Source organism: Sphingopyxis sp. LK2115, assembly GCF_014595975.1.
In the GTDB taxonomy this organism is placed as follows: domain Bacteria; phylum Pseudomonadota; class Alphaproteobacteria; order Sphingomonadales; family Sphingomonadaceae; genus Sphingopyxis.
In genome coordinates, this window is record NZ_JABWGQ010000044.1 from 163651 (window position 1) to 183161 (window position 19511).

General features: G+C 66.9%; 23 protein-coding genes. 13 read left to right on the forward strand and 10 right to left on the reverse strand.

The annotated features are described in order from the left end of the window. Positions 1 to 35: 35 nt before the first annotated feature. Positions 36 to 551, reverse strand: coding sequence for a hypothetical protein (locus HUW43_RS09470; RefSeq protein WP_188237168.1), 516 nt, complete (start codon positions 549 to 551; stop codon positions 36 to 38). A 188-nt stretch (positions 552 to 739) separates the two neighbouring features. On the opposite strand from HUW43_RS09470, the gene HUW43_RS09475 reads away from it, so the two are divergent. Continuing rightward, entirely contained in the window at positions 740 to 2164 is a 1425-nt protein-coding gene (locus HUW43_RS09475) for an FAD-binding oxidoreductase (RefSeq protein ID WP_188237169.1), read from the forward strand. 111 nt (positions 2165 to 2275) lie between these two features. Beyond that, entirely contained in the window at positions 2276 to 3055 is a 780-nt protein-coding gene (locus tag HUW43_RS09480) for a SapC family protein (protein WP_188237170.1), read from the forward strand. A 56-nt stretch (positions 3056 to 3111) separates the two neighbouring features. Here the strand turns inward: HUW43_RS09480 and HUW43_RS09485 are convergent, their stop codons facing one another. After that, positions 3112 to 3321 carry a DUF1674 domain-containing protein gene (locus tag HUW43_RS09485; protein WP_188237171.1) on the reverse strand — a complete coding sequence of 70 codons (210 nt, stop codon included), beginning with the start codon at positions 3319 to 3321 and terminating at the stop codon, positions 3112 to 3114. A gap of 52 nt (positions 3322 to 3373) precedes the next feature. On the opposite strand from HUW43_RS09485, the gene HUW43_RS09490 reads away from it, so the two are divergent. Continuing rightward, the gene (locus HUW43_RS09490) at positions 3374 to 4675 is read left to right on the forward strand and encodes an RsmB/NOP family class I SAM-dependent RNA methyltransferase (RefSeq protein ID WP_188237172.1); all 1302 of its coding nucleotides are present in this window, start codon (positions 3374 to 3376) and stop codon (positions 4673 to 4675) included. On the opposite strand, the gene HUW43_RS09495 is transcribed toward HUW43_RS09490, so the two are convergent. From HUW43_RS09495 to HUW43_RS09505, 3 genes are read right to left on the reverse strand one after another with little or no spacing between them, the layout of a single operon-like run. Next, positions 4667 to 5443 carry an adenylate/guanylate cyclase domain-containing protein gene (locus HUW43_RS09495; protein WP_188237173.1) on the reverse strand — a complete coding sequence of 259 codons (777 nt, stop codon included), beginning with the start codon at positions 5441 to 5443 and terminating at the stop codon, positions 4667 to 4669. The two genes, HUW43_RS09490 and HUW43_RS09495, sit on opposite strands and share 9 nt — an antisense overlap. 3 nt (positions 5444 to 5446) lie before the next feature. Beyond that, the gene (locus HUW43_RS09500; protein ID WP_188237174.1) at positions 5447 to 6442 is read right to left on the reverse strand and encodes a TRAFs-binding domain-containing protein; all 996 of its coding nucleotides are present in this window, start codon (positions 6440 to 6442) and stop codon (positions 5447 to 5449) included. Then, positions 6439 to 7614: a TIR domain-containing protein gene (locus HUW43_RS09505; RefSeq protein WP_188237175.1), complete on the reverse strand. Its 1176-nt coding sequence runs from the start codon at positions 7612 to 7614 to the stop codon at positions 6439 to 6441. The genes HUW43_RS09500 and HUW43_RS09505 overlap by 4 nt, the downstream gene beginning before the upstream one ends. A 119-nt stretch (positions 7615 to 7733) precedes the next feature. Here HUW43_RS09505 and HUW43_RS09510 point away from each other — a divergent pair, with 119 nt between their 5' ends. The 6 genes from HUW43_RS09510 to HUW43_RS09535 all read left to right on the forward strand — a co-directional run bounded on the left by HUW43_RS09510 (position 7734) and on the right by HUW43_RS09535 (position 12836). Further along, positions 7734 to 9047: an MFS transporter gene (locus HUW43_RS09510; RefSeq protein WP_223181410.1), complete on the forward strand. Its 1314-nt coding sequence runs from the start codon at positions 7734 to 7736 to the stop codon at positions 9045 to 9047. Further along, positions 9044 to 9964 carry a cysteine synthase A gene (cysK, locus tag HUW43_RS09515; protein WP_188237176.1) on the forward strand — a complete coding sequence of 307 codons (921 nt, stop codon included), beginning with the start codon at positions 9044 to 9046 and terminating at the stop codon, positions 9962 to 9964. The genes HUW43_RS09510 and cysK overlap by 4 nt, the downstream gene beginning before the upstream one ends. A 9-nt stretch (positions 9965 to 9973) precedes the next feature. After that, positions 9974 to 11116 carry a cell wall hydrolase gene (locus tag HUW43_RS09520; protein ID WP_188237177.1) on the forward strand — a complete coding sequence of 381 codons (1143 nt, stop codon included), beginning with the start codon at positions 9974 to 9976 and terminating at the stop codon, positions 11114 to 11116. 112 nt (positions 11117 to 11228) lie between these two features. Further along, positions 11229 to 11912, forward strand: coding sequence for an RluA family pseudouridine synthase (locus HUW43_RS09525; RefSeq protein ID WP_188237178.1), 684 nt, complete (start codon positions 11229 to 11231; stop codon positions 11910 to 11912). Continuing rightward, positions 11905 to 12306 (forward strand): alternative ribosome rescue aminoacyl-tRNA hydrolase ArfB, encoded by a 402-nt coding sequence (gene arfB / locus HUW43_RS09530; protein ID WP_188237179.1) that lies wholly within the window; start codon positions 11905 to 11907, stop codon positions 12304 to 12306. Before HUW43_RS09525 ends, arfB begins: the two co-directional genes overlap by 8 nt. Positions 12307 to 12506: 200 nt before the next feature. Beyond that, the gene (locus HUW43_RS09535) at positions 12507 to 12836 is read left to right on the forward strand and encodes a PilZ domain-containing protein (RefSeq protein WP_188237180.1); all 330 of its coding nucleotides are present in this window, start codon (positions 12507 to 12509) and stop codon (positions 12834 to 12836) included. A gap of 109 nt (positions 12837 to 12945) precedes the next feature. Here the strand turns inward: HUW43_RS09535 and HUW43_RS09540 are convergent, their stop codons facing one another. Continuing rightward, entirely contained in the window at positions 12946 to 13371 is a 426-nt protein-coding gene (locus HUW43_RS09540) for an EVE domain-containing protein (protein WP_188237181.1), read from the reverse strand. Positions 13372 to 13591: 220 nt separating this feature from the next. Here HUW43_RS09540 and HUW43_RS09545 point away from each other — a divergent pair, with 220 nt between their 5' ends. Next, on the forward strand, positions 13592 to 14521 hold the full coding sequence (locus HUW43_RS09545) for an isopenicillin N synthase family dioxygenase (RefSeq protein WP_188237182.1): 930 nt from the start codon (positions 13592 to 13594) through the stop codon (positions 14519 to 14521). 256 nt (positions 14522 to 14777) lie between these two features. Here HUW43_RS09545 and rpsU read toward each other — a convergent pair whose 3' ends face one another. Then, positions 14778 to 14984: a 30S ribosomal protein S21 gene (gene rpsU / locus HUW43_RS09550; protein ID WP_003047635.1), complete on the reverse strand. Its 207-nt coding sequence runs from the start codon at positions 14982 to 14984 to the stop codon at positions 14778 to 14780. A 275-nt stretch (positions 14985 to 15259) separates the two neighbouring features. Here rpsU and HUW43_RS09555 point away from each other — a divergent pair, with 275 nt between their 5' ends. From HUW43_RS09555 to HUW43_RS09565, 3 genes are all read left to right on the forward strand, one after another. After that, entirely contained in the window at positions 15260 to 16024 is a 765-nt protein-coding gene (locus HUW43_RS09555) for a class II aldolase/adducin family protein (protein ID WP_188237183.1), read from the forward strand. A 27-nt stretch (positions 16025 to 16051) separates the two neighbouring features. After that, positions 16052 to 16591, forward strand: coding sequence for a (2Fe-2S)-binding protein (locus HUW43_RS09560; RefSeq protein WP_188237184.1), 540 nt, complete (start codon positions 16052 to 16054; stop codon positions 16589 to 16591). A 111-nt stretch (positions 16592 to 16702) separates the two neighbouring features. Then, positions 16703 to 17590 carry an RcnB family protein gene (locus tag HUW43_RS09565; protein ID WP_223181411.1) on the forward strand — a complete coding sequence of 296 codons (888 nt, stop codon included), beginning with the start codon at positions 16703 to 16705 and terminating at the stop codon, positions 17588 to 17590. A gap of 64 nt (positions 17591 to 17654) precedes the next feature. On the opposite strand, the gene HUW43_RS09570 is transcribed toward HUW43_RS09565, so the two are convergent. The 3 genes from HUW43_RS09570 to HUW43_RS09580 are packed head-to-tail and all read right to left on the reverse strand — an operon-like array spanning position 17655 to position 19473. Next, positions 17655 to 18059 (reverse strand): ribose-phosphate pyrophosphokinase, encoded by a 405-nt coding sequence (locus tag HUW43_RS09570; RefSeq protein WP_188237185.1) that lies wholly within the window; start codon positions 18057 to 18059, stop codon positions 17655 to 17657. Next, positions 18035 to 18844: a DUF1295 domain-containing protein gene (locus HUW43_RS09575; RefSeq protein WP_188237186.1), complete on the reverse strand. Its 810-nt coding sequence runs from the start codon at positions 18842 to 18844 to the stop codon at positions 18035 to 18037. The genes HUW43_RS09570 and HUW43_RS09575 overlap by 25 nt, the downstream gene beginning before the upstream one ends. Further along, a complete protein-coding gene (locus HUW43_RS09580) occupies positions 18841 to 19473 on the reverse strand; it encodes a lysophospholipid acyltransferase family protein (protein WP_188237187.1) in 633 nt (210 codons plus the stop codon). Before HUW43_RS09580 ends, HUW43_RS09575 begins: the two co-directional genes overlap by 4 nt. Between the last annotated feature and the right edge of the window lie 38 nt (positions 19474 to 19511).

Sequence of the window (19511 nt, forward strand, 5' to 3'; positions counted from 1 at the left end):
GGCAAAAAGTCAAGGAATACCGGTGAAAAAGACGCTCAATCGTCGTCGCGGACCGGAACCAGCAGGCGAAACTTGTCGACCTCGCACTTCGCGCCCGTGCGCGCATGGATTTCGTCGCGGTCCTCGCAAAGCTTTCCGTCCTTGCTGCCTTCCATGTAAAAACCGGCGTAGAAATCGAGCGCCCGGCACCCGCGGTTGAGCTGCGCGCGCAATCGCTGCTTCTGCCGCGTGATCAGGTCGATGCTGTCGCGCTGCGCCGCGCTCATCCCCACGATATTGCGCATGGCCACGCATTTCGGAGCCTTTTTTTCTTTCCATACAATGGGAACATCGGCGATGCGCGGCGGCGGCGGGGCGGCAAAATTGTTGAGTTGCGAACGCTGCGCGGGCACGCGGATGATCAGCTGTCGTTCGATCACCATCTGCCAGAAGGACAGCGGTGCATCGGGCGCCGGGGGCGGGGCAGGCATCAACGCCTCTGGAACCGGAACGGGCGACGCCACATCGGCCGCGGGCGCGGCCATGATCCACAGGAAAGCTGCCGTCAGCACCGCCGCGCCACCGCCGTTCGCGCATCGTCACTCATATCGCCGCTCACTCGTCACTCCCGCGCCCATCCCCGCTGGACGTAAAGACATTATTTGTCCATCGCAGCTTTACCGTCCATGATTGAACAACCCATGAACTGCAACACGCGGCCGGGTCGGCCGCGAACCCGGACAAGGCCGAACCGAACGACATGACGCGCCCCCCTTCCCCTTCGCTGCTCCGGGCGCTCGCCGATCTGCTGGGCGCCAAAGGGTTCAGCGCCGACGCCGACGCGATGGCGCCATGGCTCACCGACTGGCGCGGCAAATATCGTGGCCAAGCTGCGGCGATGCTGTCGCCCGCCACCACCGAAGAGGTCGCCGCCGTGGTGCGGCTCTGCGCCGAAGCGGGCGTCGCGATCGTGCCGCAGGGCGGGAACAGCGGCATGGTCGGCGGCGCCACCCCCGACGCCAGCGGCAACCAGCTGCTGCTCAGCCTCCGCCGCATGAACCGCGTCCGCCGGATCGACGTCAAGGCCCGGATCGCAGTCGCCGAGGCGGGCGTGATCCTCCAGGCCTTCCATGACGCCGTGCTCGCGCACGGCTTGCGCTTCCCGCTGACGCTCGGCGGCAAGGGATCGGCGACGATCGGCGGGCTGGTTTCGACCAATGCGGGGGGGACGCAGGTGCTGCGGCACGGCACGATGCGCGCGCTCGTCGCGGGGATCGAGGCCGTGCTGCCCGACGGCGGCATCTTCGACGGCCTCGCGCCGCTCAAGAAGGACAATCGCGGTTACGACCTCAAGCACCTCTTGTGCGGCGCCGAAGGCACGCTCGGCGTCGTCACCGCCGCGGCGCTGCATCTCGTCCCCGCGGCGGCGGCGCGGCGCACCGCGTGGATCGGCGTCGAATCGCCCGACGTCGCCCTGGTGCTTCTCCGCCGCCTCGATGCCGCGATGGGCCGCGCGCTCGAGGGGTTCGAGCTGATCCCGCACGCCTGCCTCGACGCGGTGCTGCGCCATATCCCCGGCACGCGCGCGCCGCTTGCCGCCACGCATCCCTGGCATGTGCTCGCCGAACTGGTCGGCGCCGATGATGCGGCGCTCGGCGACGCGTTTGAAGGGCAGCTCGCCGCCGCGTTCGACGCGGGGCTCGTCCGCGACGTCGCGCTCGCCAAGAATGACCGCGAGAGCGAGGATTTCTGGCGGCTGCGCGACTCGATTTCAGAGGCTGAGCGCGTCGACGGCCCGGCGCTTCAGCACGACGTCAGCGTTCCCGTCGACCTGATGCCCGCCTTCATCGCCGACAACCCTGCCCGTATCGCCGCCGCCTTCCCCGGCGTGCGGACCCTCTCCTTCGGCCATCTGGGCGACGGCAATGTCCATCATCATGTCCAGCCGCCGCGCGGTGGCGACGGGGCGGCGTGGATCGCCGCGCACGGCTCCGACGTCAGCCGCCTCGTCTACACCCATGTGATCGAGCTCGGCGGGTCGATTTCGGCCGAACATGGCATCGGCCAGATGAAGCGCGATATCCTTGCCGAGCTCGACAGTCCGGCGCGGCTCGCGGCATTGCGCGGCGTCAAGCGCGGGCTGGACCCCGCGGGTATCTTCAATCCGGGCAAGCTGATCGCCTGACACTTCACCCGCCTTGCGTCATCGCCCCCTTGCGCCGCACGCGCCGGGCCAATAAGGCGCCTTATCTTTTTGCGTGCCCGCCCGCGCGGGACATCTTACCGGAGTTCGATCATGGCCACCGCGCCCGCACCTGCCAACCTGCCGCTGTTCTACAAAGACCTCACCCCGCTTTCGAGCGTCGATCACGCCGATTTCCACGCGCGCCCGCTCGACAGCGCGGAGTTCCTCGTCGGCCAGCACGCGGTCCCGCTGACCTCGGACGAATTCGTGTCGGCGTGCCGCTTTTACCCGATCGTCTTTTCGGCCGGCGACAATCCCGTTCCGCTTGCGCTGATGGGTCTCAACGAAGGGATCAACACCTTCGTCGACGACCAGGGCAAGCTCATCAATCCGGTTTATGTCCCGGCCTATATCCGCCGCTACCCCTTCCTCCTCGCCAAGCTTCAGCCCAACACCGAAGAGCTGTCGCTCTGTTTCGACCCGACATCGGGCGCGATCGGCAAGTTCGACGAGGGCGACGCGCTGTTCGTCGACGGCCAGCCGTCGGACCAGGTCAAGGCGGTGCTGGAGTTCTGCAAGAATTTCGAGGAAGCCGGTCAGCGCACCGGCATGTTCATGGAAGAGCTGAAGAAGGCCGACCTCCTTATGGACGGCGAAGTCGCGATCCAGCAGGAAGGCCATGACAAGCCCTATATCTATCGCGGTTTCCAGATGGTCGACGAGAACAAGCTGCGCGAACTGCGCGGTGACGTGCTGCGCAAGCTGATGCAGAACGGCATTCTCGGCCTCATCTTCGCGCACCTCTTCTCGCTGCAACTGATGCGCGAGGTTTTCGCCGAACAGGTAAAGAGCGGCAAGATGCAGCTTGTCAGCGAAGCGCCGACGGTCTGACCTGTAACAAAAAAGCCGCCTCCGCACTGCACGGGGGCGGTTTTTTGCAGCGGCGGTCAGAAGTCGACCACAATCCCGTTCAGCTCCCAATCGCCATAGCGCACCGGATTGCGGCCGCCCGGCTGATCCTCGGCGCGATCCTCGCGGATCGGTGCGGGCGATGGCAACGGGCTGTTCGTCCAGCCTGCGGGCGGCTTCACATGCTGCGGGCGCTTTACAGCGCGTGGCGTTCCGCCGATGGTCGCATCGTCACTGATGTCGGTCATGCCCGCCATATAGGATCATCGATGCCTGCCGCCAACCATGCCCTGGCCCGTCATGGCTGATCGCCGCCCTGCCCGGCGCAAACGGCCGCGCGGCGAGGTCGATCCGCCGGGCCTTGCGCCGCGGCGCGCGGCGCTGCGGCTGCTCGACGCGATTCTGCGCCGCGGCGATCCGCTCGACATCGCGATGCATGCCGCGGCGCAGGGGCTGGCCGGCGCCGACCGCGCCTTTGCCGTCGCCATCGCGTCGGAGGCGCTGCGCTGGATGACCGACATCGATGCGCTGATCGACGGCGCGACCGCGCAGTCCTTGCCCGACGACGTGAAATCGCGCGCGGTGCTCAGGATCGCGCTGGCGCAGCTGCTCGTGCTCAAAAGTCCCGCCCACGCCGTTGTCGCGACCGCACTGCCGCTCGTCGACGGCGGCCCGCGCCGCCTCGTCCACGCGATCCTGTCGCGCGCGCAGCAGGAAAATTGGGAACTGCCGGAGCACGCGACCTTGCCGTCCCCTGCCGCCGCGCGCTGGGCTGCGATATGGGGCGCACCCATGGTCGACGCGGCCGCCGCAAGCTGGAGCGCCCCGCCGCCGATCGACCTCAGCTTTGCCGCCGAACCCGGTTCCGACGAATGGCCCGATGCGGTGGCGCTCGCACCGCGCCACCGCCGTCTGCCGCGCGGGCAGGCGGTCGAAGCCATGCCCGGTTTTGCCGAAGGCGGCTGGTGGGTACAGGATCTCGCCGCAAGCCTGCCCGCCCGCCTCCTCGGTGCGGGCGACGGGCGGACCATTCTCGACCTCTGCGCTGCGCCGGGCGGCAAGACGATGCAGCTTGCGGCCGCCGGATGGGCGGTCACTGCGGTCGATGCCAGCGCCCGACGCCTCGAACGGCTGCGCGCCAACCTTGCGCGCACCGGCCTCGCGGCCGAGGTGGTGCAGGGCGACATCCGCAGCTGGGCGCCCGGTTCCGCGGCCGATGCCGTGCTGCTCGACGCTCCCTGTTCGGCGACGGGCATCTTCCGCCGCCACCCCGACGTCCTCCACCGCATCGAGCCGCGCCAGATCGCAGAGATGGCGGTGCTGCAATCTGAACTTCTTGCGCGCGCGGCGGATTGGGTCAAACCGGGCGGCACGCTCGTCTACGCGACCTGCTCGCTCGAACGTGCCGAGGGCGAGGATCAGATCGCCGCCTTCGTCGAGGCCAATACGCGCTGGACAATCGAGCCTGCGCGCGCGGACGAGCTTCCCGCCGGAATCGTGCCCGACGCCAACGGCTTCGTCCGCACGCTTCCCGGCCAGCTTGCCGACGCCGGCGGCCTCGACGGCTTTTTCATCGCGCGCGTTCGTGCGCCGTCAGTCTGACCGCCGCGACAGGCGATACAGCGCCAGTTCGCCATAATCCTTGGCGAGCCGCACCTTGCCGACATAGTCGCACGCGAAATCGCCCACATCGTCCAGCGCCAGCATCGCCGCCAGCGGCTGTGTGCAATAGACCTGCCCGACCAGCGTCACCGGCTCGATCCGCGCGGTGCGCGTAACCTCGGTCCCATACCACAGCTCACCGCCGACTATGGGGTCGATGCCGCGATAAATCGGGCCGAAATGAACGCCGATACGCATTCCCGCGCGCGTCCCTTCCAGCCCCAGCCCCGCGGGCAGCACTCGCAGCGCATCCTGCATCGCCAGCGCAATCCGCGCCGCAGTCGTCGGCGCGTCGATCACCGCATAAACCGCATCGCCCCAGGTGTTGCGGAACAGCACCGCCTCGCCAAACCTGTCGAGAACGCGGCCGACACCGCCCATCACCTCACGCGCGAAAACCGGCAGTTCCGCCTCTCCCAGCCGGGAAAAGCCCGCGAAATCGGCGAACAATATCGCGTAAAGTCCCCGCCGCGCTCCATCGGGCACGGTTGGCGCCGCCGGAAAGTCGAGCGCGCGGTCCAACCCCTTGGCGACAAGCCCGACGGTCCGCCCGCCGCAGCGCTGCCACAGCGCGACATCAGCATCGGTTCCCGCCATCGCATCAACAGACCGCGCATCGCCGTCGATCACCGCAAACTGCATCGCCTCGGTTTCCAGCTCGCGCGCGCGCAGCCGCGCCAACCCCATCATCGTCTGCGCCCCCAGCACGAACTAGCCATCGTCCCCGACATAGCGCGCGCCGCTCGCCAGATGGACCGTGGCCGCCCCGGCGCGGCACGCCTCATATCGCGGCAACCAGTCGGCGCCGCCCGATACGACCGACTGGGCGATAAAATCCTCTTCGGCAAAGGGCAGCACCACCGACAGGTCGATATCGCGCGCCATCGCTTCTTCGGCAAAAAGAATGTCGGCACCGCACGCCAGCGGGCCGATCAGCGCCGACAGCGGCTGTGCGTCGAGCGCAGCGGCGATCGCGGCGCGGGCGCTGGCTTCGCCCGCCCCGCCCGCGCGGAACATCCGCCCGCAATAGACCCCGACCGGCGGCGGACGCAGCACCTCGATCACCGCCGCGGCACCGTCGCCGTCGATCGCACCCGCCGCCGCAAGCCGCGCGATCTGGCGGCAGGTCGCGGCGCGATCGCCGATCCGCCGGGCAGCGACCGCACACGCCGCTTCGGCGGCCTGCCGCGCCTCGGCGCCGCGCCCCGTCAGCAGCAGCGCCTCGGCGAGCGTCGCCTGCTCCCAATAATCCTCACCCGCGCCCGCCATCGCAATCGGCCGCGCCAATGCCGCGACCCGCGCACGATCGCCGAGCAGCGCGCACAGGCTAGCGGCATTGATCGCCGGAAAAGCCGCACCCGACAGCGCAAAGGCCCGCTCATAGGCCGCGGCGGCGCGCGCCAGCAATTCGGTGCGGCGCGCGCCCGCGTGGTCGAAGGCGGCGTCCTTCCAGATCCGCCCGGCAAGCGCGACGCAATCGACGTCGTCCGACGCCGCGAGTCCCAGCCGTTCGTACAGCGCCATCGCGCCCATGCTGTCGCCCGACGCTGCGAGCGCGCGCACCATCAGATAGCACAGCCGCGCGCTGTCGAGCCCGTCGCGGTGCGCCGCCGCCGCGCGGTCGAACGCGGTCAGCGCATCGCCGCGCTCCAGCCGCCACGCGACCTCGGCCTCGACCGCCGCCACCGGGTCGTCGGCCGCGATCACCGCGCTGCGGCTTCGGCCGATCTGAGCAGCGCGACATTGGCCTTTTCGACGTCCGACAACTCCACGGTCACGCTCGCCGGGCGATACCAGTCGAACCGCCCGAAATGCGCGCGCAACGCCGGGTCGCTGAAACGGAACCCGTGCCGCGCGAAAATCTCGTTGCGCGCGATCCGCAGCTCGCCCGCGCTCAGCCCTCTCAGCTCGTCCGGGGAGAGCAGCCGCTCCGACGAATCGGGGATGACCACGCCGCTGCCGCCAACCCCGGCCGGAACGTCCACGACCGCAGGCGCCGCCGCGTCTTCGATCAGGCGGATATATTTTCGGTACATGAAACCCGTCGTGCCGTCGGCCTTGCGCACGCGCCACCAGGCGCCCGGTTGCCGGTAAGTCAGAAACGTCTCGCCCTCCAGCACCTTGCCGATGATCGCGTGTCTGGTCCCGCGACCCGCGCGAATGTTGGTAAAGCCGTCGGGATCGTCGATCACCGCGGCAAGGGTGAAAGCCTCGGCAGGCGCGCTCGCCGTCGGCGCGCCTGCCGCAGCGCTTGGCCTTGCGGCGGCATCGCCTTCTTTCTCCGCCACGACCGGCGGCGCATCGGGCGCCACCGGCGCGGGCTGCGTCAGCTTCCATGCGAGCAGCGCGACGGCGACCACCGCCACCCCCAGCAAAACCCAGGGCAGAAAGGAGGATCTGGGCGGCGTCGCGGCGCCGGGGTCAGCGAACGGCGGCATCGGCGGCGGCGCGGCCGGGATGGGTCTTGGCGGCGGCACTGACGCCGCCTCGCGCCCGCACAACTCTTCCAGACTCATCAGCACCTTGCGCCATCCGCTGTGCGCCGGATCCCCCGTCCAGTCGCTGAGGTCGGCAAACTGGATCTGGTTGAACGGCAGCGGCGGCATGACGTCGTCGATCGCCGTCTGGACCAGCTTCTTCTGGTTGCGCGCGACATCGGCTTCGGCGCGCACCCATTCGGACTGTGCCGATGCCTGCGACCAGACGACGATCGCGGCCTTCGCGCTGCCGATCTTTTCGGTGATGACGTCGCCATAGGAGCGGTGCGGCGGCAATTCGGCGTCCCACCACACGTCATATCCCGCCGCAGTCACCGCTGCGGCAATATCGGCCACCCGCGCCTTGTTGTCGCGCGAATAGGAAATGAAGACATCGACCATGGGCGCGCCCCCCCTCGCGCACAAGGCTAGCCGCGCCGCCCCCGATTCGCCAGCATCTCGGCGCGCGCTGTTCACCAAGCCGTCTGGACAGTCGCGAAAAGCTGTTTAGGTGAGGCGCGATGGCGACGATCCCTCCCCCCGAAGGCGAAGATCCGGTCATGCCGGAGGCGGCGCCCAAAGCGCAGTCGCCGCTCAGCTTTCCCGATTTCCGTTATTTCTGGCTCGCGCGTTTCACCGCGGTAATGGCGACGATCGCGATGGTCGTCGTCATCGGCTACCAGCTCTATGACACGGCGCGCAGCGATTATGGCATGTCGATCAAGGAGGCGTCGTTCCAGCTTGGGCTGCTCGGCCTGTTCCAGTTCGTCCCGCTTGCGGTGCTCACCCCTGTCGCGGGCTGGGCGGCCGATCGCTTCGAGCGGCGGCGCGTCGCCATCTTCTCGAACCTCATCGACCTCCTCATCGCCGCAACGCTCGGCTGGTTCACCTGGACCGACGGACTGACGCTCTGGCTGCTCTTTGCACTCGCCGCCCTGCACGGCGTCGCACGCGTCTTTTCGGGCCCCGCGATGAGCGCGATCGCACCGAACATCGTGCCGCCCGCGGTGCTGCCGCGCGCCATCGCGATGAGCAGCATCGCGTGGCAGTCGGCGTCGGTCATCGGCCCCGCCGCTGGCGGCCTCATCTATGCCGCGCATCCCGCCGCCGTCTATGTCTTCGCTGCCATCCTCCTCGCCGCCTCGGCCTTCACCCTCAGCCGCGTGCGGCCCGTGCAACCCCCGCCCGCCGAAGTGCGCCGCCATCCGCTGCGCGAAATGGTCGACGGTCTGCGATTCGTCTGGGTCGAACGCTTCCTTCTGGGGACGATCACGCTCGACCTGTTCGCCGTGCTGCTTGCCGGCGCGACCGCGATGTTCCCGGTCTTTGCGCGCGACATCCTGGATGCGGGACCGGAAGGAGCCGGATTGATGCGCGCCGCCGTCGCCCTTGGCTCGGTCGCGGTCGCTGTGGGTCTCGCCGTCCGCCCGATCGAGCGCAATGTCGGGGTCAAGATGCTGTGGGCGGTCGCGGTGTTCGGCGCGACGACCGTCGCCTTTGGCTTTTCGACCAGCCTCCTCCTGTCTCTTGGCCTGCTCGTCGTCATGGGCGGCGCCGACATGTTCTCGGTCTTCGTGCGTGGCACCTTGATCCAGCTCAACACGCCCGATCATATGCGCGGCCGCGTCAGCGCCGCATCGGGCCTCGCCATATCGGCATCGAACGAGCTCGGCGAAATGCGCGCGGGCGCGATGGCCGCGGCCCTGGGTCCGGTCGGCGCGGTGGTGATCGGCGGCGCTGGCGCGATCGGCGTGACGGCGCTATGGGCATGGATATTCCCCGAACTGCGCCGGGCGCGTACCTTTGAACCCCAATTCAAGGCAGGATCGACATGAAAGCCAATTCCATCCTCGATACGATCGGCAACACGCCGCACATTCGCATGGCCAAGCTTTTCCCCGATGCCGAAGTCTGGGTGAAGTCCGAACGCAGCAATCCGGGCGGATCGATCAAGGACCGCATCGGCCTGGCGATGATCGAGGCGGCCGAGCGCGACGGCAGCCTGAAAGAGGGCGGCACGATCGTCGAGCCGACATCGGGCAACACTGGCATAGGCCTGGCGATGGCCGCGGCGGTAAAGGGCTACAGGCTCGTGCTCGTCATGCCCGAATCGATGTCGCTCGAACGCCGCCGCCTGATGCTGGCCTATGGCGCGACCTTCGACCTCACCCCGCGCGAAAAGGGAATGAAGGGCGCGATCGAGCGCGCGATCGAGCTGGTCGAGACCACCCCCGGCGCATGGATGCCGCAGCAGTTCGAAAATGAAGCGAACATCGACGTCCATGTCCGCACCACCGGACCCGAAATCCTTGCCGATTTCAAGGATACGCCGATCGACGTGCTGATCACCGGCGTCGGCACCGGCGGCCACATCACCGGCTGCGCGCAGTTCCTGAAAGCGCATTGGCCGAACCTGAAAGTCTTTGCGGTCGAACCCGAAGCCTCGCCGGTGATATCGGGCGGCCAGCCCGCACCCCACCCGATCCAGGGCATCGGCGCCGGATTCATTCCGCGCAATCTCCACACCGACCTGCTTGACGGGGTGATCAAGGTCGATGCCGCCGCGGCAAAGGACATGGCGCGCCGCGCCGCGATTGAGGAAGGGATGCTCGTCGGAATCTCGTCGGGCGCCACGCTCGCCGCGATCCGGCAAAAACTTGCCGACCTGCCGCCGGGCAGCCGCGTGCTCGGTTTCAACTACGACACCGGCGAACGCTACCTGTCGGTGCCCGACTTCCTGCCGGAAATCTGACCTTTCGCCATGAACGCGACAAGCGATCGGCCGGTGCCGCCACGGCGCGACTGGACGGGCTGGCTGTTCGTCCTGCTCGCGGCGCTCGCCGTCGGGGCCGTCCTCGATGCGAGCGGCAACCGCGACACCCGCGGCCCGCGCCCGCATCCCGTCGCGCCGCCCGCCGATGTCGTGCCGCAGGTGCCGCCGATGGTCTTTGCGCCGGTGACCGAGGCCGACGCGCGCGCGCAGAATGCCGCGATTGCGCTTGTCACCAGGGGCTTCGTCGCCCCGCGTCCTTTCGTCTATGCCGGCAACGGTGACGCCCGCGCCCGCGCCCGCGACTGCCTCGCCGCCGCGATGCTCTACGAAGCGGGCGACGATGCGCGCGGGCAGCAGGCGGTGGGACAGGTCGTCATCAATCGGGCGCGCCACCCCGCCTTTCCCAAATCGATCTGCGGCGTTGTCTTTCAGGGGTCCGAACGCGCGACCGGCTGTCAGTTCACCTTCACCTGCGACGGGGCTCTCAACCGTCGCTATTCGGACGCAGCATGGCAGCGCGCGCGCGACAATGCCGATCTGATGCTGTCGGGCGGCACCTATCCGCCGGTCGGACTCGCAACCCATTATCACACCGACTGGGTGCGCCCATATTGGAGTGACAGCCTCGAGAAGATCGCCATCGTCGATACGCACCTCTTTTTCCGTTGGCCCGGCTATTGGGGCACGCCGGGCGCCTTTCGCGGCATGGTGTCGGGCGGCGACGGGCCAGTCGCCAAGCTCGCCGCCATTTCGTCGCTCCATGCTGCCGCGCTGGGCCTGCCCGCCGACACCGCCCCCACGGACGCCAATGCCGCCGTCGGCGCGGCACGCGTCGTGCCGGGTCTTGGCGACGCTGCGGGGCGCGACACCATCTATGTCCAGCTCGATCGCCGCGCCGCGCCCGAAAGCTTCGTCACCACCGCGCTTCGCCTCTGCGGCGACCAGCCCTATTGCAAATTCATGGGCTGGACCAATCCGGTGCTCAAACCCGACAGCGACGCGATGTCCGACACGCAGCGCGCGGCGATGAGCTTTTCCTATCTCCGCGACGACAAGGCGGGGTTTGAAAAGGCGCTGTGGAACTGCGCCGAATACAGGCGCGACGACGCGCGCCAGTGCATGAAGCGCTAGGGCCGAATCCCTTACCCCGTCGTCGCGGCGAAGGCCGGGATGGCCCGACAGGAAGGCAGGGCGAGCAGGCTTGGGGGCTTCCACCCGCGCGCGCCGCGCCCTATAGCGCACCATGCTCCTTTCCGACCGCGTCCTTTTCCTCGACGGCGAAGCGCTCGTCATCGACAAGCCGGCCGGGCTTCCCGTCGACGCCCCGCGCGACGGCAGCCTCAGCATCGAGAACCATCTCGACTCGCTGCGCTTCGGATTCAAGCGCTGGCCGATGCCCGTTCACCGGCTCGACCGCGACACATCGGGCTGTCTGCTCCTCGCGCGCAATCCCAGGGCGCACGGCCGCTTCACCCGCGCGTTCGAGGAGCGCGCGGTCGAAAAACAATATCTCGCCATCCTTGACGGCGTGCCCGCGGACGACGGCGGCACCATCGACCTGCCGCTCGCCAAAACCTCGACCGCCGAGGCAGGATGGCGGATGGTCGTCAATCCCGCCGGAAAGCCCGCGCTCTCACATTGGCAAAAGCTTGCCGTCGTGGACGGCCGCGCGCTGCTGCGCTTCCGTCCCGAAACCGGCCGCACGCACCAACTGCGCGTCCACGCGCTTGAAGGACTTGGTTTTCCGCTCGCGGGCGACCCCGTCTATGGCAGCGGCGGTGCGAAGGACCGCACATTGCTCCACGCCGAACGACTGGTGGTAAAACGTGACGTCAAGCCGTCCATAATTGCCGAGGCGCCCTTTCCCGACGCTTTCGCCGCGCTGGGGTTCGCCGTGCCCGAAGGGGCTGCACCGACCCGTGGCTGACATCCCGGAACATGCGATCCGCGAGAAGTTTCTCGCCGGCTCGGGGCCGGGCGGACAGAATGTCAACAAGGTCGCGACCGCGTGCCAGCTTCGCGTCGACGTCTACGCGCTCGGTCTCGCCCCCGATGCCTTCCGGCGGCTAAAGGTGCTTGCGGGCAGCAGGCTCACCAGCGACGGCGAACTCGTCATCCTCGCACGCCGCTTCCGCACGCAGGAAGCGAACCGCACCGACGCGCGCGCGCGCCTCTCGGAACTGATCGACGCCGCGCTCGTCCGCCCCGAACGCCGCATCAAGACCAGGCCGAGCAAGGCCGCAAAAGCGCGGCGCGTCGATGGCAAGAAGGCGCGGGGCGCAATCAAGGCCGGGCGCGGCCGCGTGCGCGCGCCGGACTAGTCCGCTATCGCGCTTCGCCCCGAGCCTCCATCAAGCGAGCGGCTTGATTTTCCTCGGAACCGGATGGCACTGACCTGCCGAGACCGCCCACGATCCGACCCGTTATGGGACAAGGACGCGCGCGTCTTCACCATATCGCTTCATTTCGGGGTAACCAACACGATCATATCCTGTCCGTCAGACAGAGACAGGCGGGGGTCATGGCCGTGTTGGGATACCACAGCATCGAAACCGGATCGGCGCTCAAAAGAGCACGCGGCGCCGAGCGCGCGCCGGTTCGCGGCCGCGCACGCTACCGGGAACCGGGGCTCAACCCCTTCGACGTCGAATTGTTCGATCTTTCCTCGACCGGCTTTCGCATGGTCACCTTTTTCCGGCCGCAGCTTGGCAAACATATCTGGGTAAGCCTGCCCGGCCTCCAGCCGCTCGAAGCGATCGTTCGCCGCGCCGACGGCAATGATTATGGTTGCGAGTTCGTCTGCCCGCTCCACCCGTCGGTCGCCAGGCATCTGCAAATCAAGCTGCGTTGACGTCGAGGCGGGCGACGGCAAGACCATCGGGAGCATGGTCGGCATCCATTCTCTCGCCATGACGGCGGCGGGGAATGAACCGCGAACACCGCAGCGACATGTCGGCGATTCAACCCGCGGCCGTCTCCGACATCTGCAGAATCAGCTTCCATTCGGCCGGCGTCACGCGCCCGACCGACAGGCGCGACTGGCGGATCAGATCCATGCCGGCAAGCCGCGGCTCGGCCTTGATCGCCGCCAGCGTCACGGGATGCGCCAGCGCGCGCACGGGCGCCACGCGCACCACAACCCAGGGCGATCCTTCTTCGGCGGTCGGGTCGGGGAAGCTCTCCTCGACGATCTCCATGATCCCCACGCATTCCTTGCCGATATTGCTATGATAAAAAAGCGCTTCGTCGCCCTTTTTCATCGCCATCAGATTCAGCTTCGCGGTGTGATTGCGCACACCGTCCCAGATGCCGGTGCCATCCTGGACGAGCTGGCCCCACGCATAGGCGTCGGGTTCGGATTTCATCAGCCAATATTGTTTTGCCATGCCGCTCTCTTATCAACCTGCCCGGCCGTGAAAAGAGCGCAGGATTGTTTTCCGTCATCGTCGCCCTGCCCTGGCGCGCGCAAGCTGCACTTCTGGCATCGGGCGAAATCGGGATGCGCCGTGGGGCGACGCGGCGTCAAACCGCGTTTCGACTTCGCTCGACACAAGGGAAATCTTGGCTAAACAGGCGATCTCCATACCCCTCACTACGGATGTAATGATGACCGCTGCCGTCCCCGTCATTTCCATGGCCCTTCCCGCCGACCAGTTCGCGCGCGATTTCGGGGCGTCGTTCGAGCGTTTCGGCTTTGCGATGATCACCGATCACGGCATCGACGCCGCGCTGGTCGACGAAGCCTGGGCGAAAGCCAAGGCGTTTTTCGCGCTGCCCGAAGCGGTCAAGCGCGCCTATCACATTCCCGGCGGCGGCGGCGCGCGCGGTTACACGCCGTTCGGCACCGAAATCGCCAAGGGCGCCAAAGAGGTCGATCTCAAGGAGTTCTGGCACGTCGGGCGCGACCTGCCGCCCGGCCACCCGCTCGCCGCGCAGCAGCCGAACAATGTCTGGCCAACGGAGATCGAGGGATTCCGCGCCGTTTACGACAAGCTTTTCGCCGAGTTCGACCGTGTCGGCGGTCAGCTCCTGTCGGGAATCGCGCGCTATCTCGGCCTCGCCCCCGATTTCTTCGACGACCCGGTGAAGGACGGGAACAGCGTGATGCGCCTGCTCCACTACCCCCCTGTCGAAGCGCCCGCCAAGGGTATCCGCGCCGAAGCGCATGAGGACATCAACACCATCACCCTGCTGTTGGGCGCCGAGGAAGCGGGGCTCGAAATACTCGACAAGGACGGCAGCTGGCTTCCCGTCTCGCCGCCGCCCGGCGCGATGGCGGTCAATGTCGGCGACATGCTCCAGCGGCTGACCAACAACCGCCTCCCCTCGACGACGCACCGCGTCCGCAACCCCGACGAAGGCCGCGCCAGCATCGCACGCTATTCGATGCCCTTCTTCCTGCATTTCCGTTCGGACTATTTGATCGAAACGCTGGACAACTGCATCGACGCCGACCACCCCAATCTTTACCCGACGCCAATCACCGCCGACGATTATCTGCAGGAACGCCTGCGCGAAATCGGGCTGAAAAAATAGGCGGCCATCCCCATCGAGCGTTGTGCGCCAAATCGGCAACGCTGCAATTCCGTTCGGGTCGAGCGAAGCGAAGCAAGTCCGGAGCAGCGTAAACCGCCCTGGATTGCGTCGCTTCGCTCGCGATGACCGCGAGGGGAGAATGAGGTGAATGTGGGCAGCCGCCCGCTCGTCACGATCGCTTGATCAGCAAACAAAAAAGGGCGCCGCGTTGCCGCAGCGCCCCTTTTTCGATCAGGATCCCGAACGGGAACGGGCCTTACTTGATCCCGTCGCGCTCCATCCGCTTGCGCTCCATCTTGCGGGCGCGGCGAACAGCGGCGGCGCGCTCGCGAGCGCGCTTTTCGCTGGGCTTTTCGTAATGACGGCGCAGCTTCATTTCGCGATACACGCCCTCACGCTGCAGCTTCTTCTTGAGCGCGCGAAGGGCCTGGTCGACATTATTGTCGCGAACGATGATCTGCATAAACCGTGTCGTCTCCTGTTCGTCAAAACAGTCCGGGCCACCGGGTCATCCGGTCCGCCGCAAACCGCCGATATTCGGGCAATAAAAAGAGCGCCGCGAAAACGCGACGTTCCGGTTGAACGCCAACTAGAGGGATTCGCCCCGAAATGCAAGCATAAAGGCGGCGAAGCGCGCTGCCCCCACGGTCGACGCCTTAACCGCACGCGGGATTGTGCGCGCCATGCGCCTTGTGGCATAGGTAGCAGGACGAAACCAATCATCCAGGGGACAGGAACATGGCGACCCAGCTCAAGCGGAACAGCAAATATAGCGAAGCCGAATGGACAGCGCGGCAGGAGCTCGCCGCATGTTACCGCATTTTCGCGATGATGGGTTGGGACGAGATGATCTTCAACCATATCACGGTGAAGGTGCCCGACCAGGACGGCGCCTTTCTCATCAACCCCTATGGCCTGCATTTCAGCGAGGTTTGCGCTTCGAACCTTATCAAGATCGACATCGACGGCAACAAGCTCGACGCGGATAATCCCTGGCACGTCAACAAGGCGGGCTTCGTCCAGCACAGCCTGTTCCACCGCGTCCTGCCCGATGCGCACGCGATCATCCACACCCACACCACCGCGACGATGGCGGTTTGCGGGCTCGAAGGCGGGCTGCAACCGACCAATTTCTATGCCTGCAACTTCATCGGCCAGCTTGCCTATCACGATTTCGAGGGCGTGACGGTGCGCGAGGAAGAGGGCGAGCGGCTGGTCAGGAACCTTGGCGACAAGCGCATCCTGATGCTGCGCAACCACGGCCCGGTCGTGATGGGCAAGTCGCTTACCGACGCCTTCATCAAATATTGGGCGCTTCAGCGCGCGTGCGAAATCCAGCTCGCGACGATGAGCATGGGCAAACCGATCCTGGTAAGCGACGACGTCATCAAGGTCCACCAGCGCGACCTCCATATGGCCGCCATCCCCGGCCAGTCGGGCAAGGCCGAGTTCGACGCCATGGTGCGCAAGGTCGACAAGATCGACACAAGCTGGCGTGACTAATCGGCAAAGGGCGCTAACAGAGGCGGCATGACGCGATTCTCGGTCAACGACCGCCCGGTCGAATATCGCATGGAGCCCGACACGCCGCTGCTGTGGGCGCTGCGCGATGCGTCGAACCTCACCGGCACCAAATATGGCTGCGGCACGGGCGATTGCGGCGCCTGCACCGTCGACATCGATGGCGAAGCGATCCGCAGCTGCCTGGTCACCATTGCCGAATGCGAAGGCCGTTTCGTGACGACGATCGAAGGACTTTCGCGCGACCGCAGCCACCCCGTTCAACAGGCGTGGGTCGCCGAACAGGTGCCGCAATGCGGTTTCTGCCAGTCGGGAATGATCATGGCCGCCGCCGCGCTGCTCCGCAGGAACAACAACCCCAGCGATGCCGAGGTTGATGCAGCCATGACCAATATCTGCCGCTGCGGCACTTATCCGCGCATCCGCAGCGCGATCCGTCTCGCCGCGCGGGTGATGCGCGGCGAGGAACGTATCGCCGCCGCGCCGCCGCCGGGCATCCGCGCGGACGATGCCGCGCGCGCCGTGCCCGCGCTGCGCCCCGAAAGCTGAACCGCAGGCAACGGCACGGTCAGGCATCGATCATCTTGCCGCTGGTAAATATCGATTCATCATCCCGGCTGGCGTCTCCAGCGAACGGGACATGAGTTGGAGAATGGCGAGATGAGAAAGATGTTAGGAGGGGTGCTGATCGCTGCGACGATGCTGACCCCGATCGCGCCCGCCGCCGCGCAGGCATCGGGCGAACGTATCCAGATCGCGCAGCGCGGCGACCGCGACGACCGCGGACCGCGCGGTCCAGAGGTTCGCCGCGGCGGATACCGCGATGGCGAAACCCGTCCGCAGCGTCAGCCACGCAGCGAAATGCGGGCCGAGCGCCACGGCGAACAGCGCCAGCAATGGCAGGGACGAAGCGACCAGCAGCGCCAGCACTGGCAGCAGCAGCGCGAAGCGCGTCAGGCCGAGCGTAATCGCGGCAACGCCTATGATCGCAATCGCGACGGCCACATTGATCGCCGCTGGGATCGCAATCGCAATGGCGAGGTTGACCGTCGCTGGGACCGCAACGACAACGGACGCGTCGATCGCCGCTGGGATCGCAACCGTGACGGAAACCTCGATCGCCGCTGGGATCGCGATAACGACAACCGTGTCGATCGCCGTTGGGACCGCAATGGCAACGGCTATGCCGATCGCCGCTATCGCGACGGGCGCCACGACCGCTGGGACCGGGATCACAATCGCTGGAACCGCGACTGGCGCCACGACCGCCGCTACGACTGGCGCAGCTATCGCGATCGCTATCGCAGCTATTACCGGATGCCGCGCTACTACAACCCCTATCGCGGCTATGGCTACACGCGCTTCAGCATCGGCTTCACGCTTGGCTCGCTGTTCTACAGCCCGCGCTACTGGATCAACAACCCCAGCTACTATCGCCTGCCGCCCGCCTATGGGGGCTATCGCTGGATCCGCTATTATAACGATGCGCTGCTTGTCGATACCTACACCGGCGAGGTGGTCGACGTGATCTATGATTTCTTCTGGTAAACTTCCTTTCGGTTACCGGAATGACAGACTGGGGCCGGTTTTCCGGCCCCTTTTTTGCGCCGTTTCAGCGCCTTGCCCAGTAATCGAACACCGCCTGCTGCTGCGTGCGAATGAAGCGCGCAGCCGCCGCGCCTTCCCATGGCCCGTCGTAACCGAGCAGCAGCGCCGTCCCGCCGGTCCACCACCCCTGCCCCGGCAGCCGGTCGCTCTCGCGCACCACCAGCACCGCAAGGTCGGGTTGGCCGTCGAACGCACACAGCCGGTCGACCTCGGCCAGCGTTTTGCACAGCGCGCGCATCTTGGGCCGCGTGAAGCGGAACCCCAGATCGCCAAGCAGTTCGGAATAGCTGACGCTGCGCCCCGCGCGCGCCGCATCGGTCAGGATCGCGCGGATGCGCGGCGCATCGCCCAGCACCCCCGCGTCGTCGGCGGCGACCGCGCCGCCTAGGCCTTCGTCTTTGGCGGCCATGGCACGAACCCCGACGTGCGCTCGACATAGGCTGCATAATCTGGCCGCGTCTTGTGCAGCCCTTTTTCGAGCAGCGCCTTGCCCGACCATCTGGTGAGCGTGAAGGTCAGAAAGACCGGACCGATCAGGCTTGCCAAGGCTGGTTGCCAGCCGATGTCGAGCACGACGATCCAGATGCCCCACCAGCTCAGCGCGTCGCCGAAATAATTGGGATGGCGCGTATAGCGCCACAGCCCCGTGTCGAGCACCCGCCCCTTGTTCGCCGGATTCCGGCGAAAGACGTGAAGCTGCGCGTCGCCGATGCTCTCGAACGCGATGCCCGTCAGCGCCGCCGCCGCGCCGATCCAGCCTAGGATGCCGACGCCGCCGCCCGCGCTGGCCCAGATGCCGACCTGTGCGGGCAGGCAGGTGATGAACAGCAGCGGAGCCTGCGTCAGAAACACGGTCAGCAGTGACGCCCGCGCCCAGCTCCATCCGCGCGCCTCCATCGTTTTCGCCAGGATTCGGGCATAGCGCGGGTCTTCGCCCTCGCGCACCCAGCGCCACGCCAGATGGATGGCGAGCCGCAGCCCCCACAGCGACGTCAGCCCCAGCAGCAACCCGGCATGCGCGCCCCCTATCCCCGCCTGCGCCGCGCTCCCCCACGCCAGCAGCACCATGCCGAACGCCCAGAAGGCGTCGATGAACGAAACGTCGCGGATGGTCACGGCAAAGGACCAGAGCAGCAGGATCACCGCCAGCAGCCCCGCGAAATTGACCGCCAAAAGCCCCGCTATCTCGGTCATACCGGCTTCTCTCCGTCTGCGGCCGTCCCGACAATATCGTCGATCGAACGCACCGCGCGCTCGGGATATTTCGGGATACAGCTTTTATAGATGTCGAACAGCTTTTGCATGTCGGCGCGAAAATCGCCCGTCGGCCAGATCAGCGGCCCCAGCCCGCCGGTCTTGGTGCCATAATCCATCAACCCGACGACCAGCGGCACCTTGGCGCCCAGCGCTATCTGATAAAATCCGGTGCGCCATCTTGCCGTTTTGCCGCGTGTGCCTTCGGGCGCGACGGTCAGCATGAACTCCTCCCGCCGCGCGAACTCGGCGATCATCTGCGCGACGACATCGCCGCCGCCGCGCCGGTCGACGGGCACCCCGCCCATCTGGCGAATGAACCCGCCGATCGGCCAGCGGAACAACGACAGCTTCGCCATGAAAAAGGGCCGGACCTTGAGGTCGGCGGTCAGCCCCAGAAAGTTGACGAAATCCCAATTGCTCGTGTGCGGCGCCGCGATAATGATGAAGCGCCGCGGCTCGGGCACCACGCCCACCGCTTTCCACCCGCGCGCGCGATAGAGCATCAGCAACAGGCGGCGCACCGCGCGCGCCGCCAGCCCCGGCGGATTGTCGTCAATCCTTGTCACGCCCGCTCCTCTCCCGACGCCGGATTGCGCGAAAGCCG

Bases quoted from the DNA above. Each gene is read 5' to 3' on its own strand.
- HUW43_RS09485 (WP_188237171.1), bottom strand. From the start codon at position 3,321: ATGACCGACATCAGTGACGATGCGACCATCGGCGGAACGCCACGCGCT.
- HUW43_RS09475 (WP_188237169.1), top strand. From the start codon at position 740: ATGACGCGCCCCCCTTCCCCTTCGCTGCTCCGGGCGCTCGCCGATCTG.
- HUW43_RS09575 (WP_188237186.1), bottom strand. From the start codon at position 18,844: ATGACCGAGATAGCGGGGCTTTTGGCGGTCAATTTCGCGGGGCTGCTG.
- HUW43_RS09480 (WP_188237170.1), top strand. From the start codon at position 2,276: ATGGCCACCGCGCCCGCACCTGCCAACCTGCCGCTGTTCTACAAAGAC.
- HUW43_RS09490 (WP_188237172.1), top strand. From the start codon at position 3,374: ATGGCTGATCGCCGCCCTGCCCGGCGCAAACGGCCGCGCGGCGAGGTC.
- HUW43_RS09565 (WP_223181411.1), top strand. From the start codon at position 16,703: ATGAGAAAGATGTTAGGAGGGGTGCTGATCGCTGCGACGATGCTGACC.
- HUW43_RS09535 (WP_188237180.1), top strand. From the start codon at position 12,507: ATGGCCGTGTTGGGATACCACAGCATCGAAACCGGATCGGCGCTCAAA.
- HUW43_RS09570 (WP_188237185.1), bottom strand. From the start codon at position 18,059: ATGGCCGCCAAAGACGAAGGCCTAGGCGGCGCGGTCGCCGCCGACGAC.
- HUW43_RS09555 (WP_188237183.1), top strand. From the start codon at position 15,260: ATGGCGACCCAGCTCAAGCGGAACAGCAAATATAGCGAAGCCGAATGG.
- HUW43_RS09520 (WP_188237177.1), top strand. From the start codon at position 9,974: ATGAACGCGACAAGCGATCGGCCGGTGCCGCCACGGCGCGACTGGACG.
- cysK (WP_188237176.1), top strand. From the start codon at position 9,044: ATGAAAGCCAATTCCATCCTCGATACGATCGGCAACACGCCGCACATT.
- HUW43_RS09525 (WP_188237178.1), top strand. From the start codon at position 11,229: ATGCTCCTTTCCGACCGCGTCCTTTTCCTCGACGGCGAAGCGCTCGTC.
- HUW43_RS09545 (WP_188237182.1), top strand. From the start codon at position 13,592: ATGACCGCTGCCGTCCCCGTCATTTCCATGGCCCTTCCCGCCGACCAG.
- HUW43_RS09540 (WP_188237181.1), bottom strand. From the start codon at position 13,371: ATGGCAAAACAATATTGGCTGATGAAATCCGAACCCGACGCCTATGCG.
- HUW43_RS09510 (WP_223181410.1), top strand. From the start codon at position 7,734: ATGGCGACGATCCCTCCCCCCGAAGGCGAAGATCCGGTCATGCCGGAG.
- HUW43_RS09560 (WP_188237184.1), top strand. From the start codon at position 16,052: ATGACGCGATTCTCGGTCAACGACCGCCCGGTCGAATATCGCATGGAG.
- rpsU (WP_003047635.1), bottom strand. From the start codon at position 14,984: ATGCAGATCATCGTTCGCGACAATAATGTCGACCAGGCCCTTCGCGCG.
- HUW43_RS09505 (WP_188237175.1), bottom strand. From the start codon at position 7,614: ATGGTCGATGTCTTCATTTCCTATTCGCGCGACAACAAGGCGCGGGTG.